Source organism: Streptomyces sp. NPDC059668 (assembly GCF_042734135.1).
Classification (GTDB): domain Bacteria; phylum Actinomycetota; class Actinomycetes; order Streptomycetales; family Streptomycetaceae; genus Streptomyces.
On record NZ_JBHWEL010000024.1, the window covers coordinates 48,492 to 63,714 of the forward strand.

At 71.6% G+C, this 15,223-nt stretch carries 13 protein-coding genes; 8 read left to right on the forward strand and 5 right to left on the reverse strand.

Annotated elements, in window-relative coordinates:
• Positions 1 to 14: 14 nt before the first annotated feature.
• The 5 genes from ACFV2J_RS19265 to ACFV2J_RS19285 all read right to left on the reverse strand — a co-directional run bounded on the left by ACFV2J_RS19265 (position 15) and on the right by ACFV2J_RS19285 (position 7,659).
• Positions 15 to 1,094 carry a 2-oxoacid:ferredoxin oxidoreductase subunit beta gene (locus tag ACFV2J_RS19265; protein ID WP_385091856.1) on the reverse strand — a complete coding sequence of 360 codons (1,080 nt, stop codon included), beginning with the start codon at positions 1,092 to 1,094 and terminating at the stop codon, positions 15 to 17.
• A complete protein-coding gene (locus tag ACFV2J_RS19270) occupies positions 1,087 to 3,018 on the reverse strand; it encodes a 2-oxoacid:acceptor oxidoreductase subunit alpha (RefSeq protein WP_385091853.1) in 1,932 nt (643 codons plus the stop codon). The genes ACFV2J_RS19265 and ACFV2J_RS19270 overlap by 8 nt, the downstream gene beginning before the upstream one ends.
• Before the next feature lie 293 nt (positions 3,019 to 3,311).
• On the reverse strand, positions 3,312 to 3,971 hold the full coding sequence (locus tag ACFV2J_RS19275) for a LuxR C-terminal-related transcriptional regulator (protein WP_385091873.1): 660 nt from the start codon (positions 3,969 to 3,971) through the stop codon (positions 3,312 to 3,314).
• A gap of 438 nt (positions 3,972 to 4,409) precedes the next feature.
• Positions 4,410 to 5,765, reverse strand: coding sequence for a sensor histidine kinase (locus ACFV2J_RS19280; protein ID WP_385439682.1), 1,356 nt, complete (start codon positions 5,763 to 5,765; stop codon positions 4,410 to 4,412).
• A gap of 628 nt (positions 5,766 to 6,393) precedes the next feature.
• Positions 6,394 to 7,659, reverse strand: coding sequence for a sensor histidine kinase (locus ACFV2J_RS19285; RefSeq protein WP_385084106.1), 1,266 nt, complete (start codon positions 7,657 to 7,659; stop codon positions 6,394 to 6,396).
• 311 nt (positions 7,660 to 7,970) lie between these two features.
• On the opposite strand from ACFV2J_RS19285, the gene ACFV2J_RS19290 reads away from it, so the two are divergent.
• From ACFV2J_RS19290 to ACFV2J_RS19325, 8 genes are read left to right on the forward strand one after another with little or no spacing between them, the layout of a single operon-like run.
• Positions 7,971 to 8,396 carry an NADH-quinone oxidoreductase subunit A gene (locus ACFV2J_RS19290; protein WP_359495967.1) on the forward strand — a complete coding sequence of 142 codons (426 nt, stop codon included), beginning with the start codon at positions 7,971 to 7,973 and terminating at the stop codon, positions 8,394 to 8,396.
• Positions 8,387 to 9,118, forward strand: a complete 732-nt coding sequence (locus ACFV2J_RS19295; RefSeq protein ID WP_385084108.1) for an NADH-quinone oxidoreductase subunit B — start codon at positions 8,387 to 8,389, stop codon at positions 9,116 to 9,118. The genes ACFV2J_RS19290 and ACFV2J_RS19295 overlap by 10 nt, the downstream gene beginning before the upstream one ends.
• Positions 9,115 to 10,533, forward strand: a complete 1,419-nt coding sequence (locus ACFV2J_RS19300; protein ID WP_385084110.1) for an NADH-quinone oxidoreductase subunit C — start codon at positions 9,115 to 9,117, stop codon at positions 10,531 to 10,533. Before ACFV2J_RS19295 ends, ACFV2J_RS19300 begins: the two co-directional genes overlap by 4 nt.
• Positions 10,530 to 11,498 (forward strand): NADH-quinone oxidoreductase subunit H, encoded by a 969-nt coding sequence (locus tag ACFV2J_RS19305; protein WP_385084112.1) that lies wholly within the window; start codon positions 10,530 to 10,532, stop codon positions 11,496 to 11,498. Before ACFV2J_RS19300 ends, ACFV2J_RS19305 begins: the two co-directional genes overlap by 4 nt.
• A gap of 2 nt (positions 11,499 to 11,500) precedes the next feature.
• Positions 11,501 to 12,187, forward strand: a complete 687-nt coding sequence (locus ACFV2J_RS19310; RefSeq protein WP_385084114.1) for a NuoI/complex I 23 kDa subunit family protein — start codon at positions 11,501 to 11,503, stop codon at positions 12,185 to 12,187.
• Entirely contained in the window at positions 12,184 to 12,792 is a 609-nt protein-coding gene (locus ACFV2J_RS19315) for an NADH-quinone oxidoreductase subunit J (RefSeq protein ID WP_385084116.1), read from the forward strand. Before ACFV2J_RS19310 ends, ACFV2J_RS19315 begins: the two co-directional genes overlap by 4 nt.
• Positions 12,792 to 13,232 (forward strand): NADH-quinone oxidoreductase subunit NuoK, encoded by a 441-nt coding sequence (gene nuoK, locus ACFV2J_RS19320; protein WP_385084118.1) that lies wholly within the window; start codon positions 12,792 to 12,794, stop codon positions 13,230 to 13,232. Before ACFV2J_RS19315 ends, nuoK begins: the two co-directional genes overlap by 1 nt.
• Positions 13,229 to 15,220, forward strand: coding sequence for an NADH-quinone oxidoreductase subunit L (locus tag ACFV2J_RS19325; protein WP_385084120.1), 1,992 nt, complete (start codon positions 13,229 to 13,231; stop codon positions 15,218 to 15,220). The genes nuoK and ACFV2J_RS19325 overlap by 4 nt, the downstream gene beginning before the upstream one ends.
• The last annotated feature ends 3 nt before the right edge of the window (positions 15,221 to 15,223 follow it).

The following is a 15,223-nucleotide window of genomic DNA, read 5'->3' on the forward strand; positions in this document are numbered from 1 at the left end:
ACCGCTGGGTCGGGTCAGCCGACGACCGTCCAGGTGTCCCCGCCCGCGAGCAGCGTGGCCAGGTCACCCTTGCCGTTCTGCTCGATGGCCGTGTCCAGCTGGTCGGCCATCTGGGTGTCGTAGACCGGCCGGTCCACGGAGCGCAGGACGCCGATCGGGGTGTGGTGCAGGGTGTCCGGATCGGCGAGCCGGGAGAGCGCGAAGGCGGTGGTCGGCGACGGGGCGTGGGCGTCGTGGACCAGGATCTGCGACTCGTTCTCCGGGGTGACGGCGACGATCTTCAGGTCGCCGGTCACCGCGTCCCGCACGACACCCTTGGCGCCGTCCGTGCCGAAGCGGATCCGCTGCCCGTGTTCGAGGCGGATGACCGCCTCCTCGGCCTGCTGCTTGTCCTTCAGCACCTCGAAGGCGCCGTCGTTGAAGATGTTGCAGTTCTGGTAGATCTCCACCAGTGCCGTGCCCGGGTGGGCGGCGGCCTGCCGCAGGACGTCGGTGAGGTGCTTGCGGTCGGAGTCCACGGTCCGGGCGACGAAGGAGGCCTCCGCGCCGATGGCCAGGGACACCGGGTTGAAGGGCGCGTCCAGCGAGCCCATCGGCGTCGACTTGGTGATCTTGCCGACCTCGGAGGTCGGCGAGTACTGGCCCTTGGTGAGTCCGTAGATCCGGTTGTTGAACAGCAGGATCTTCAGGTTCACGTTGCGGCGCAGCGCGTGGATGAGGTGGTTGCCGCCGATCGACAGCGCGTCGCCGTCCCCGGTCACCACCCACACGCTCAGGTCGCGGCGGGAGGAGGCGAGTCCCGTGGCGATGGCGGGCGCGCGGCCGTGGATGGAGTGCATGCCGTACGTGTTCATGTAGTACGGGAAGCGGGACGAGCAGCCGATGCCCGAGACGAAGACGATGTTCTCCTTGGCGAGGCCGAGTTCGGGCATGAAGCCCTGCACGGCGGCCAGGACCGCGTAGTCCCCGCAGCCGGGGCACCAGCGCACTTCCTGATCGGACTTGAAGTCCTTCATGGACTGCCTGGTCCCGGCCTTGGGCACCAGAGTGAGTGCCTCGATCGTGTCCGCGCCTTCCGTGGTCGTCTCAGCCATCGATGGCCTCCTTCAGCACTTCGGCGAGCTGTTCGGCCTTGAACGGCATGCCGTTGACCTGGTTGTAGGAGCGCGCGTCGACCAGGTATCTGGCCCGGACGAGGGTGGCGAGCTGGCCGAGGTTCATCTCGGGGATCACCACCTTGTCGTACCGGCCCAGCACCGTGCCGAGGTTGTGCGGGAAGGGGTTGAGATGGCGCAGGTGGGCCTGCGCGATGGACTCCCCGGCCGTCCGCAGCCGCCGTACCGCCGCGGTGATGGGGCCGTACGTCGAACCCCAGCCCAGCACCAGCGTGTCGGCCTCGCCGGAGGGGTCGTCGACCTCCACGTCCGGGACGTCGATGCCGTCGATCTTGGCCTGCCGGGTGCGCACCATGAAGTCGTGGTTGGCGGGATCGTAGGAGATGTTGCCCGTGCCGTCCTGCTTCTCGATGCCGCCGATGCGGTGTTCGAGGCCCGGCGTGCCCGGGACCGCCCAGGGGCGGGCGAGGGTCCTGGGGTCGCGCTTGTAGGGCCAGAAGACCTCGGTGCCGTCGTCCAGTGTGTGGTTCGGGCCCTGGGCGAACCGCACCCGCAGATCGGGGAGTTCGTCGATGTCCGGGATGCGCCAGGGCTCCGAGCCGTTGGCCAGGTAACCGTCGGACAGGAGCAGGACGGGGGTGCGGTAGGTGAGGGCGATGCGCGCCGCCTCCAGCGCGGCGTCGAAGCAGTCGGCGGGTGTGCGCGGCGCGACGACCGGGACCGGCGCCTCGCCGTTGCGGCCGTACATCGCCTGCAGCAGGTCGGCCTGCTCGGTCTTGGTCGGCAGTCCGGTGGAGGGGCCGCCGCGCTGGATGTCGACGACCAGCAGCGGCAGTTCGAGGGAGACGGCGAGCCCGATCGTCTCCGACTTCAGCGCCACCCCCGGCCCCGAGGTCGTCGTGACCGCCAGCGAGCCGCCGAAGGCTGCGCCCAGCGCGGCGCCGATGCCCGCGATCTCGTCCTCGGCCTGGAAGGTGCGCACGCCGAAGTTCTTGTGCTTGCTGAGTTCGTGCAGGATGTCGGAGGCGGGTGTGATCGGGTACGAGCCGAGGTAGAGCGGCAGGTCCGCCTGCTCGGAGGCGGCGATCAGGCCGTACGACAGGGCCAGGTTCCCGGAGATGTTGCGGTACGTGCCGGTCGGGAAGGTGCGCTCGGCCGGGGCGACCTCGTACGAGACCGCGAAGTCCTCGGTCGTCTCGCCGAAGTTCCAGCCCGCCCGGAACGCGGTGAGGTTGGCCGCCGCGATGTCGGGCTTCTTCGCGAACTTGGTCCGCAGGAACTTCTCGGTGCCCTCGGTCGGCCGGTGGTACATCCAGGACAGCAGGCCCAGCGCGAACATGTTCTTGCTGCGCTCGGCCTCCTTGCGGGACAGCTCGAACTCCTTGAGCGCCTCGACCGTCATCGTCGTCAGAGGCACCGGGTGGACGCTGTAGCCGTCCAGGGAGCCGTCCTCCAGCGGGTTGGTCGCGTAACCGACCTTCGACATCGCCCGTTTGGTGAACTCGTCCGTGTTGACGATGATCTCGGCGCCGCGCGGCACATCGGCGATGTTCGCCTTCAGGGCGGCCGGGTTCATGGCGACGAGAACGTTCGGCGCGTCGCCCGGCGTGAGGATGTCGTGGTCCGCGAAATGCAGCTGGAACGAAGAAACGCCCGGCAGGGTGCCTGCGGGCGCTCGGATCTCGGCGGGGAAGTTCGGCAGTGTGGAGAGGTCGTTGCCGAAGGACGCGGTCTCGGAGGTGAAACGGTCGCCGGTGAGCTGCATTCCGTCACCGGAGTCGCCCGCGAACCGGATGATCACCCGGTCGAGCCGGCGAACGTCCTTCGCCCCCGCCGGATTGCGCTGTTCTCCTACGACGGCTTCGTCGGCCTGCTCCGATGGGCTACTGACCTGGCTGGTCACTTAACTGGACCTCCTTCGAGGCGGCTGTCTGGGAGCGGCCTTCCCGAAGGCCTTCCCAGGACCAACCCTACGTCCGTAAGGGTCGCCTTCCCTCGGCGGTTCGCATGATGGACACCATTTTGAGACGGTTCGACGCCCTGACTTGTCATGATTTGCTGGCCCCCCGATGGTTCTCCCGAAGACGCTCCCCGCTCACCCTCTGGTTCTCACGCCGGCCTCGCGCCGACCTCGCGCGAACCTCGTACCGGCCTCCCGGACACCGCTTTCCGTATACCTGACACAGTGTCAGCCATTCAGGAGTTGAGGTAGGTCAGAACCGCCAGAACACGCCGGTGATCCCCGACGCTCGGAGACAGCCCCAGTTTCAGGAAGATGTTGCTGACGTGCTTCTCGACCGCTCCGTCGCTCACCACCAGCTGCCGCGCGATCGCCGAGTTGGTCCGGCCCTCGGCCATCAGCCCCAGCACCTCCCGCTCGCGGGGCGTGAGTCCGGCCAGCACGTCCTGCTTACGGCTGCGCCCCAGCAGCTGCGCGACCACCTCGGGGTCGAGCGCGGTACCCCCCTGGGCCACCCGCACCACCGCGTCCACGAACTCACGCACCTCGGCGACCCGGTCCTTGAGCAGATAGCCGACGCCACGGCTGGAACCGGCCAGCAGTTCGGTGGCGTAGCGCTCCTCCACGTACTGCGACAGGACCAGCACCCCGAGCCCGGGGTGGTGCCTGCGCAGCTGCACGGCCGCCTTGACGCCCTCGTCCGTGTGCGTCGGCGGCATGCGCACGTCGGCCACCACGACGTCCGGGAGCGCGCCCTCGGCCGCCAGGTCGGTGATGGTCTTGATCAGCGCGTCGCCGTCACCGACACCGGCCACGACGTCGTGCCCACGGTCGGTCAGCAGCCGGGTCAGGCCCTCCCTGAGCAGCACTGAATCCTCGGCGATGACCACCCGCACCCTGTCCTCCACGATGTTCGGCCCCCCACAGCCCGTACCCGGCCGGCGCCGGTTGCGCCCCCGCTCGTACGACAGCCCACAGCATTCCAGCATTCGGACCGGCGGGCGCCCGGGCGGCGGGAATCGCCCGGGTGACGGGAATCGCCGGGGTGGCGGGAATCGCCGGGGTGGCGGGAATCGCCGGGGTGGCGGGAATCGCCGGGGTGGCGGGAATCGCCGGGGCGAGCCGCGATCATCCGGGGCGAGAGGGATCACGGGGTGGTGCGAGGGGCGCCATCGGGCGGCGCGGGGGCGTCAAGGGGGGCTGACGCCCGGCCGGTGCCGCGCGTCGGGCGGCGTCTGCCCGTAGAGGAGCGGCGTCCGGAACGGCGAGAGCGCGTGCCGGGTGCCGCGGCGGGGCGGACGTCCCCTGCCGCGGCACCGGTCGTGCGGGGCGGATCAGCCCCGCCAGGGCAGTTCCGCCGTGATCCGGGTGGGGCCGCCCGCGGGGGAGTCCACCACCAGGATCCCGTCCACCGCGTCCAGCCGCTCCGCGAGCCCCGCCAGACCCGAGCCCGCGGAGACGTCCGCGCCGCCCACGCCGTTGTCGACGACCTGGAGCATCAGCCGGTTCTCGATGTGCCAGACGTCGACCGTGGCCCGGGTCGCCCGCGCGTGCTTGCTGATGTTCTGTAGCAGCTCGGAGACGGTGAAGTAGGCGATGCCCTCGATCGCCGGGGCGGGCCGGGCGGGAAGGTCCACGTCCACCGCCACCGGCACCGTGCAGCGCGAGGCCACCGAGGACAGCGCGGCGTCGAGACCGCGGTCGGTGAGGACCGCCGGGTGGATGCCGCGGGCCAGATCGCGCAGCTCCTGCAACGCCGTCTTCACCTCACCGTGCGCCTCGTCCACCATCCGCGCCGCCGCCCGCGGGTCCTCGGTGAGCTTCTCCTTGGCCAGGCCGAGTCCCATCGCGAGGTTGACCAGCCGGGCCTGCGCCCCGTCGTGCAGGTCCCGCTCGATGCGCCGCAGGTCCGCCGCCGCCGTGTCGACCACGACCCCACGGTCCGACTCCAGCTCGACCACCCGGGTCGCCAGCCGCGAAGGCCCGAGCAGCCCCAGCACCATCAGCCGGTCCACCGTCGTCAGCGCCCGTACGATCCATGGCGTCGCCATGGTGATCAGCAGTCCGAGCAGCGCGGTCACGGTGATCTCGAAGGGGTTGTCCAGGTAGACGCTGTGGGTGCCGTCGCCGTAGAGCTGCAGGCCGCCCTGGCCGCCGTAGACCGGGAAGAGCCAGAACCACAGGGGATACGTCAGCATCGCCCAGCCGTACGCCCAGAAGGTCAGCGCCACCGCGAACGAGAACACCGCCCACGGGAACTGAAGCACCGCGTACAGCAGGTGCCGCCACGACGAACCGTTCTTGAGGATCGCCCCCATCCACGCCATCGCCCCCTGCTTGCGTACGACCACGCGCTCCGGCGAGGCCACCTCGACCCCGAGCAGCCCGCGCGCCCGCGCCCGCTCCAGCGCGCCGAACCCGCGGCAGCCCGCCAGCGCTCCGGCGAGCACCGGGACCCCCAGGAAGGTGACCAGGAGGCCGGCGCCCAGCGAGAACATCGTGACGGCGAACGTGAACATGGCGATGCTGATCGGCAGGCCCAGCATCACGTAGCCGAACTCCCGCCAGCTGCGGGCCTCGATCGGCGCCCGCAGCGCCGCGGGGAGGCGGTGGCGCCGCTCCCCGGCGACCGCCCCGTGGAATCCGGGCCCGGTCCCGTGCCCGTACCCCTGTCCGTATTCGGTGGCCATCGGCGTCGTCCGTTCTACTCGTCCTGCTCGTCGGCTCGTACCTCAACCCTGCTGGCTGCGGAGCGTGGGGGACATGGAGCGGGTCGGCCTCTTGGGGCGGGGGTTTTCCCTACCTCGGGCTCGGGCTCGGGTGTCGGGGTGTCGGGGTGGTGGGGCGTGGGCGTGGGTGGGGGTGGGGGTGGGTGAGGGCGTACGGGAGTGCCGGGGGACGAGGGCGCAGGGCGGGGCGCAGGGGTACGGGCCTCCGGGGTCCCCGGGGTGTCGGGTGACCCGGGAGGCCCGGGGGTGCGGTGGCCGGGAGGCTCGGGGGACCCGGGGACCGGGGGGTGCGGAGGCTCGGAGGCCCGAGGGTGCGGGGGTGCGGAGACCCGGCGACCGGTGGTGCGCTGTTGCGGAAGCCCGGAAGCCCGGAAGCCCGGAAGCCCGGAAGCCCGGAGGCCCGGAGGCCCGGAGGCCCGGAAGCCCGGAAGCCCGGAGACCGGTGGTGTGTTGCGGAGGCCCGGAGGCCCGGAGGCACTGAGACCGGGAGACCCGGGGCGCGGAGGCCGGAGGCCCGAGCGCGCGCTCGGGACCGGCCGGGCGCGCCGCACGCCCGGCCGGTCGGACCCACCTGATCCGCGCGGCACGCCTACCGCGCCGGCTCGTCCTGCCGGTCCCGCCAGGGCAGTTCCGCCGTGATGGTGGTCGGGCCGCCGGGCGGTGAGTCGATGACGAACAGCCCGTCCACCGCGCCGAGCCGGTCCGCGAGCCCGGCCATCCCCGTACCGCCGTCGAGCCGGGCGCCGCCCCGCCCGTCGTCCTGGACCTGTATGAGCAGCCGCTGGTCCGTCCGCCACACGTCGACGGAAGCGGACCTCGCCCCGCTGTGCTTGCTGATGTTCTGCAGCAGCTCGGAGACGGTGAAGTAGGCGATGCCCTCGATGGCCGCGGCCGGTCGCGACCGGAGGTCGGCGGTCACCTTCACCGGCACCGTGCACCGGGTGGCGACCGAGGACAGGGCGGCGTCGAGACCGCGATCGGTGAGGACCGCCGGGTGGATGCCGCGTGCCAGGTCGCGCAGCTCCTGGAGGGCCAGTTTCACCTCGCCGTGGGCCTCGTCGACCATGGCCGCGACGGTCTCGTCGGCCTGCCCCTCCAGGAGCTTCTCCTTGGCCAGGCCGAGTCCCATCGCGAGGTTGACCAGCCGGGCCTGCGCCCCGTCGTGCAGGTCCCGTTCGATGCGCCGCAGGTCCGCCGCGGCCGTGTCGACCACGACCCCCCGGTCCGACTCCAGCTCGGCGATGCGCCGCTCCAGCTCGTCGGAGGGCGACAGCAGCCCGCGCACCATCGCCCGGTCCACGTTGGTCAGCCCCCGCGCGATGAACGGCAGCACCGGCCACAGCACGAAGAGCGACACCAGCGTGACCGTGAACGTCAGCACACCCCACGGCAGCCTGATCAGGTCGTACAGCACGGTCCGCCAGCCCACCGGGTCCTTCAGGCTCGACCACAGCCAGGAGAAGAAGCCGGTCCGGCGCACCGGCAGCGGGCTCGGCTCGTCGATCCGCAGACCGAGCAGCGCCCGCGCCCGCGCGCGTTCCAGTTTGCCCAGCTGCCGTGCGCCCAGCAGTCCGCCGGCGAGCAACGGGAGTCCGACCACCGTCACCGCGAGCGCCGAGCCCGTGGAGACCATCGTCACGACGTACACGAAGCCGAAGATCGAGACCGGCAGATTGGCGAGCAGGTGCGCGATCTCCTGCCAGGTGCGGCGGCCGAGGGCGAGGCGGGGGGACGGCAGCCGGTCGGTGTCCGGCGTCGCGCCGGGCGTTCCCCCGGACGGCTCGTCGGGCGTTTCGGCGGTCGTCCCGGAGGGTGTCCCGTCCGGCGGGACGCTCGCGGTGATGCGTTCGGTCATATTCGCTAGCCTGCCCGGCGGCGAGCCGCCGCGCCATGAGGTGACCCGCCCCGATCCACTGGGGAAAGCCCTACCTTCGTGACGTTCCGTGCTGTGCCGGACGCGGTCCTGCGGTCAAATGGAAAGCGATCGCGAGAGACGGACGGGAATCCCGTGGCGCACGAGCCGGACGAGTCCAGCACTCGACCATGACGTGTCCACGATAATCGGGGTGTGACGGCCTGCTTACCGTTTCTTTAGCAGGCCCTAGACTCCCGTCCGTACAGATCGTCGAACAGGGCGTATCGCAGCGTGCCCGACGGGCGCACGGCGTGCGCCACGAGGTCAGGGAGCGAGGGGCTGACGTGCCGGAACCGACCGTCGTCGCGGCGAGCTACTTCCAGTCCTACTCGGTCGTCGGACTGCTCGCCGTCGTGGGCGTGCTCTTCGTCGCCGTCGCCTTCGGGGCGGGCCGACTGCTGCGGCCGGTCGTCCCCACACCCGAGAAACTCCTGACGTACGAGTGCGGCGTCGACCCCGTCGGCGAGGGCTGGGCCCACACCCAGGTCCGCTACTACGTCTACGCGTTCCTCTACGTCATCTTCGCCGTCGACTCGATCTTCCTCTTCCCCTGGGCGACCGTCTTCGCCGCCCCCGGCTACGGCGCCGCGACGCTCGTGGAGATGTTCATCTTCCTCGGCTTCCTCGCCGTGGGCCTGCTGTACGCATACAAGAAGGGCGTCCTCACATGGACGTGACCCCCAAGACCTCGGGCAAGACGTCGGGTGCGGCATCGGCCACGACATCGGGCACGGCCTCGCACCAGCCGGTCCTGCTGCCGGAGCCGAAGCGGCTGGGCGTCCTGTCGCGCCTCGCCCCCGAGCCCATGAAGGTGGTCCTGAACTGGGGCCGCCGCTACTCGCTGTGGGTCTTCAACTTCGGCCTCGCCTGCTGCGCGATCGAGTTCATCGCCGCGTCGATGGCCCGCCACGACTTCATCCGGCTCGGTGTGATCCCGTTCGCGCCGGGCCCGCGCCAAGCCGACCTGATGGTCGTCTCCGGCACGGTCACGGACAAGATGGCCCCGGCCGTCAAGCGCCTGTACGAGCAGATGCCCGAGCCGAAGTACGTCATCTCCTTCGGCGCGTGCTCGAACTGCGGTGGCCCGTACTGGGACTCGTACTCCGTCACCAAGGGCGTCGACCAGATCATCCCCGTCGACGTCTACGTGCCCGGCTGCCCGCCCCGGCCCGAGGCACTGCTCCAGGGCATCCTCAAGCTCCAGGAGAAGATCGCCAGGGAGTCGCTGGGGGAGCGCTACGGCTCTTCGCGGCGGCCGTCGGTGGCCGCGCTCCAGAGCGGGCTGGTGGCCCCGCCGGTCGCGAAGGGCGCGGAGACCCGGGCCTCCGCGGAGCCGCCGGTGACCGGTGGGAACGCGGTGACCGGCGGGGATCCGGTTTCCGGGGAGGGTGACAAGTGACCGGCTGGCTCCCCGCACCCGTGGAGGAACTCTTCGGCCCGGAGGCCACGGCCGAGGAGTCGTACGAGGTCCTGACGGTCGACGTACCGCCCGCTTCCTGGATCGCGGCCCTCGACACGGCCCGGACCACCCTCGGCTGCAGCTATTTCGACTGGCTGAGCGCCGTCGACGAACCCGGTACGGGCTTCCGCGTCGCGGCCCACGTGGTCGCCCTGTCACCGGTACGCCGCCTCCTCGTCCGCACGACCGTCCCGCACTCGGCACCCGTCCTGGACTCGGCGGTCTCCGTGTACGCGGGCGCCGGCTGGCACGAGCGCGAGACCCACGAGATGTTCGGCGTGACCTTCGAGGGCCATCCCGGCCTCGACCCGCTCCTCCTCCCCGAGGGCTTCGAGGGGCACCCCCTCCGCAAGGACTTCGTGCTCGCCGCCCGCGTGGCCAAGGCCTGGCCCGGCGCCAAGGAGCCGGGGGAGTCCGACCACGGCGGGCCCAAGCGCCGCCAGATGCTTCCGCCGGGAGTCCCGGACCCCAACGACTGGGGTCCACTGAAGGGCCAGCTCCCGCCGGCCCCCGCCCGTCCGGCCCGGGGCGGCCCCCGCGCCGCCGCCGGCGACCGTCCGGTGCGCCGGGCACGTACGGCGGGAGACGGCTCCGCCAGCCAGACGGCCACCGCCGGCGCGGGGGACGGCGCTGCCGGTGCCGGTGCCAGTGCCAGTGCCGGTGCCGGTGCCGATGCGGGGGGCAGTGCTCCTGCGGGTGCGGGTGCGGATGCCGGTGCTGCGGTGCCGCCCCGTCGCGCGCGGAGCGCGAGTCAGGGTTCCGTGAGTCAGGACTCCACGGGTCAGGGTTCCGCGAGTCAGGACTCCACGGGGCAGGCGCCGGTGGGTCGAGGCTCCGCCGATGAACAGACCTCGGGTCCGGACGCCGACCGGCCGACCGCTCCGGCAGCGCCTGCCGGACCCCGTCGCGCACGCAGCGCCGGCCAGGGATCGGCCTCCCAGCGGGCCGAGCGAACGGGGGAGACCCCGGAGGCGACGCCCGCGAGTGCCGACGGGCCGACGACCCCCGCGCCACCGTCGAGTCCCACCGCGCCGAGCGGCTCGGACGCCCCGTGGCACCACGCCCGCCCCGCCTTCGACGAGCCGGAACCAGAACCGCAGCCGCAATCGCAGCCGCACCCACGACCACCGGCGGAGCCGCCGTCCGAGGGCACGCCCGAGGAAGCGCCGAAGAGTCCGACCGGGCCTACGGAGCCGACCGGGACCGAGCCGCCGGAGCCCACGGAGGGCGCGCCTGAGGACACCGCGAAGCGCACGGCCGAGAGCGCACCCGAGTCCGAACCGAAGCACTCGGCCGAACGCCAGGCCGACGAACGCCGGCCCGACCCCGACGACCCCTCTGGAGGCACGCCGTGAACGACGCCCTCGACGTCGCCCTGCGGCTCGTCGTCGTCTTCGTCGTCTTCCTGACGTTCCCCCTGATCGTCGGTCAGACCGAGCACAAGGTGATGGCCCACATGCAGGGCCGCCTCGGCCCGATGTACGCGGGCGGTTTCCACGGCTGGGCCCAGCTCGTCGCCGACGGCGTGAAGTTCGCGCAGAAGGAGGACATCGTCCCGGCGGGCGCGGACCGCCGGATCTTCCAGCTCGCCCCGGCCGTGGCCCTCCTCCCGTACCTCCTCGTCCTGCTCGCCATCCCCATCGGTCCGGGTGAGGGCGCCGTCGGCGAGGTCGTCGACGCGGGCATCTTCTTCGTCCTCGCCGTGATGGGCGTGGGCGTCCTCGGCTCGCTCATGGCGGGCTGGGCCTCGGCCAACAAGTTCTCCCTCCTCGGCGGCCTGCGCACCGCCGCCCAACTGCTCGCGTACGAGCTCCCGATGCTGCTGACCGCCGCCTCCGTCGCGATGGCGGCCGGCACGGTCTCCCTCCCCGGCATCGTCGACGCGTTCCAGTGGTGGTGGCTGCCGTGGCAGATCGTCGGCGCGATCGTCTTCTTCGTGGCGGGCCTCGCCGAACTCCAGCGTCCCCCCTTCGACATGCCGGTCGCCGACTCGGAGATCATCTTCGGCGCCTACACCGAGTACACGGGCCTGCGCTTCGCGCTCTTCCTCCTCGCCGAATACGCCGGGATCGTCGTCCTGTGCGGTCTGACCACCGTCCTGTTCCTGGGCGGCTGGCACGGCCCCTGGGGCGCGGACGGCCTCGGCTGGGTCTGGACCCTGCTGAAGACCGCGATCCTCGCCTTCGTCGTGATCTGGCTCCGCGTCACCTATCCCCGCCTGCGCGAGGACCAGCTCCAGAGACTCTCCTGGACCCTCCTCGTCCCCCTCTCCCTCGCCCAGATCGCCCTCACCGGCATCGTCAAGGTGGTGATCTCGTAACCATGGCCCCCGTTCCCGGCTCAGGCCTGGCCAAGGGTCTGGCCGTCACCCTCCGCACGATGACGAAGAAGACCGTCACCGCGCAGTACCCGGACGTCCAGCCCGAACTGCCGCCCCGCTCCCGCGGTGTCATCGGACTCTTCGAGGAGAACTGCACGGTCTGCATGCTGTGCGCCCGCGAGTGCCCGGACTGGTGCATCTACATCGACTCCCACAAGGAGACGGTCCCGCCCGCCGCCCCCGGTGGACGCGAACGCAGCCGCAACGTCCTCGACCGCTTCGCCATCGACTTCTCCCTGTGCATGTACTGCGGTATCTGCATCGAGGTCTGTCCTTTCGACGCGCTGTTCTGGTCACCGGAGTTCGAGTACGCGGAGACCGACATCCACGAACTCACCCACGAGCGCGACAAGCTGCGCGAGTGGATGTGGACGGTTCCGGCCCCGCCCGCCCTCGACCCCGGAGCCGAGGAGCCGAAGGAACTGGCCGCCGCCCGCAAGACCGCCGACAAGCTCGCGGCCGAGGCCGAGAAACTCGCCGCCCAGGCAGCCGAGGCGGCTGAGGCGGCCGAGGCCGAGAAGCTCGCAGCCGAAGCGACCGAAGCGACCGAAGCGACCGAAGCGACCGAAGCGACGGCTCCGGCCACGGACCCGTCCAAGCCCGCCGAACCACAGGACGGTGACGCGTGAGCCTCGCAGCCGCCACCGCAGCCACCACCCTCGCGACACACGCCACGACCACCGCCGCCGGGAGCCACGGCTTCCTCTCCCCGACCGGCGTCGAGATCACGTTCCTCCTCGTCGGCCTGGTCACCTTCGGCGCCGCGATCGTCACCGTCACCACCAAGCAACTGGTGCACGCCGCCCTGTGGCTGGTGGTGGCGCTCGGCGGCATCGCCGTCGAATACCTCCTGCTCACGGCCGAGTTCATCGCCTGGGTACAGGTCCTCATCTACGTCGGTTCCGTCGTCGTCCTCCTGCTGTTCGGACTGATGCTCACCAGGGCTCCCATCGGCCGCTCCCCGGACGCCGACTCCGGGAACCGCTGGGCCGCCCTGACCGTGGCCGTCGCCGCGGCCGCCGCCCTGGTCTGGGTCGTCGCCGACGCCTTCCGCACCACCTGGGTCGACCTGGCCGGTCCCGCCGCCGGCTCCACCGAGGTGACCGGAGCCAGCCTCTTCCAGAACTGGGTGCTCCCCTTCGAAGCGCTGTCCGTCCTCCTCCTCGCCGCCCTGGTGGGGGCGATCGTCCTCTCCCGCAAGGCGAAGTCCTCGGAGAAGGAAGAGGCCCGCTGATGCACCTCGTCTATCCCGCCGTGCTCGCCGCCCTCCTCTTCTGCACGGGCCTGTACGGAGTCCTCGCCCGCCGCAACGCGATCCTGGTCCTGATGTCCGTCGAGCTGATGCTCAACGCCGTCAACCTCAACCTCGTCGCCTTCGACGTCTGGCTCTCCAAGGCCGCCCGCGACACGCTCCACTCCGGGCAGGCCCTGACCCTGTTCACCATCGCCATCGCCGCCGCCGAGATCGGCATCGGCCTGGCGATCGTCCTCGCCGTCCACCGCAACGGCGGCACCGCGGACATCGACCGACTCCGCGACACCGCCGAGGGCCCCGAGACGGGCGGCCCCGACGACGACCCCGACAGCCACGCCCCGGACAGTGACGGCCCCGACGACGGTGGCCCCGAAGAGGCCCCCGTCCCGGCAGACGAGAAGGCCGAGGCCGCCGCGTGACCACGACCACCCTCGCCGTCCTCGTCCCCCTCCTGCCGTTCCTCGGCGCCGTGACCGGACTCCTCCTCGGCCGCACGGCCCCCGGTTTCGTCCGCCCCCTCGCCGTACTCCCGCCCCTCGCCTCGCTCGTCATCGCCGTCCTCGTCGCTGTGCGCCAGGGCGGGGACCAGGTCGTCAGCGCCGCCACGGAGCTGACACCCACCGGCTCGGTCCCGATCGAGCTCGCCCTGTACATCGACGGCTTCGCCGCCCTCGTCGCCGTACTCGTCGGCGTCGTCGCCACCTGTGTGCAGATCTACTCGACGGGCTACCTGCGCGACGACCCCCGCTACCCCTCCTACGCGGCTCTCGTCTCCCTCTTCACCTCCGCGATGCTCCTCGTCGTGTACTCGGGCGACCTGATCGTGCTGCTGGTCGGCTGGGAGGTCATGGGCATCTGCTCGTACTTCCTGGTCGGCCACTACTGGGAGACCCCCGAGGCCCGCGCCGCCTCCCTCAAGGCCTTCCTGGTCACCAAACTCGGCGACGTCCCCTTCCTCATCGGCCTGTTCGCCCTGGCCACCGATGCCGGGTCCTTCCGCATCAGCACGGTCCTCGGCACCGTCGCCGGCGGCGGACTGCACCACCCGACGCTGATCGCCCTGCTGCTCCTCGCCGGTGTCGCCGGCAAGTCCGCGCAGTTCCCGCTGCACACCTGGCTGCCGGACGCCATGGCGGGCCCGACACCCGTCTCCGCGCTGATCCACGCCGCGACGATGGTCGCCGCCGGTGTGTACTTCATCGCCCGGCTCCTCCCCGTCTTCCAGGCCTCGTCGGCCGCGATGACCGTCCTCGCCGTCATGGCCGCCGTCACGATGACCGGCTCCGCACTCGCCGCACTCGCGCAGGACGACATCAAGCGCGTCCTCGCGTACTCCACGATCGGCCAGCTCGGCTACATGACCGGCGCCCTCGCCGTCGGCGACCGCGGTGCCGCCGTCTTCCACCTCCTCGCGCACGGCGCCTTCAAGGCGCTGCTGTTCCTCGCCGCCGGCGTGATCATCCACGCCTCCGGCACCAACTCACTCGCCGTCATGTCCCGGATGAAGGACCTGCGCGCCCGCGTCCCCGACGCCTACTGGACGATGACGGTGGCGCTGCTCGCACTCGCCGCCATCCCGCCGTTCAGCGGCTTCTTCTCCAAGGAAGCCGTCCTGGGCGCCGCCGAACACGTCGCCACCGGCCACACCGAACACGCCCCAGGCGCCGCGGGCTGGATCGTCCTCGTCGCCGGCCTGGTCACCGCCGTGCTCACCGCGGCGTACGCCACCCGGCTGTGGCTGCTGGCCTTCCGCGGCCGGGGCGCCGAGGCCCCCGACCACGGCAGGCAGCCCGTCACCATGACCGCCGTGCTGTGGGTGCTCGCCGTCCCGTCGCTCGCCTTCGGGCTGCTGTACGGACAGCTGCCCGACTGGTTCGACGGCCGCGACCTGACACCGGTACTCACCACCTCCGTCCTCGGCACGGGGCTCGCCCTGGTCGGCGGACTCGTCACCTACGGCGCCTGGCGGCAGACCACCGTGCTCGCGGCCCGCGTCCCGCTGGGCGCCGTCGCCGCCCACCCCGAGGGCGACGCCGGACAGGTCGAGGCCGAGGCGATCGCCAGTCACGCGCCCGCCTTCGGAGACGTGGCCTACGCACCCGACCCCGCGGACCCGGGCCGCCTGCTGCTCGGCCCGCTGCACCGGCACGCGGCCGTCGGCTTCCACCTCGACGCCGTGTACACCGTGCTGTTCGTCCGCCCGGTCCAGGCCGGAGCCTCACTCGTCCGGTTCCTCGACCGCGAGGTCGTCGACACCTACGTCCGCGCCGCGGGCGCCCTACCCCGCTGGCTGGGCGCCGCCGTACGGCGCGCACAGACCGGCAATGTGCAGACCTATGTGAGCGCGCTGCTCGCCGGCACCGTCGTCCTGGTGGTCGCCGCCCTCCTCGTCGCCACAGGAGCGTGAGCT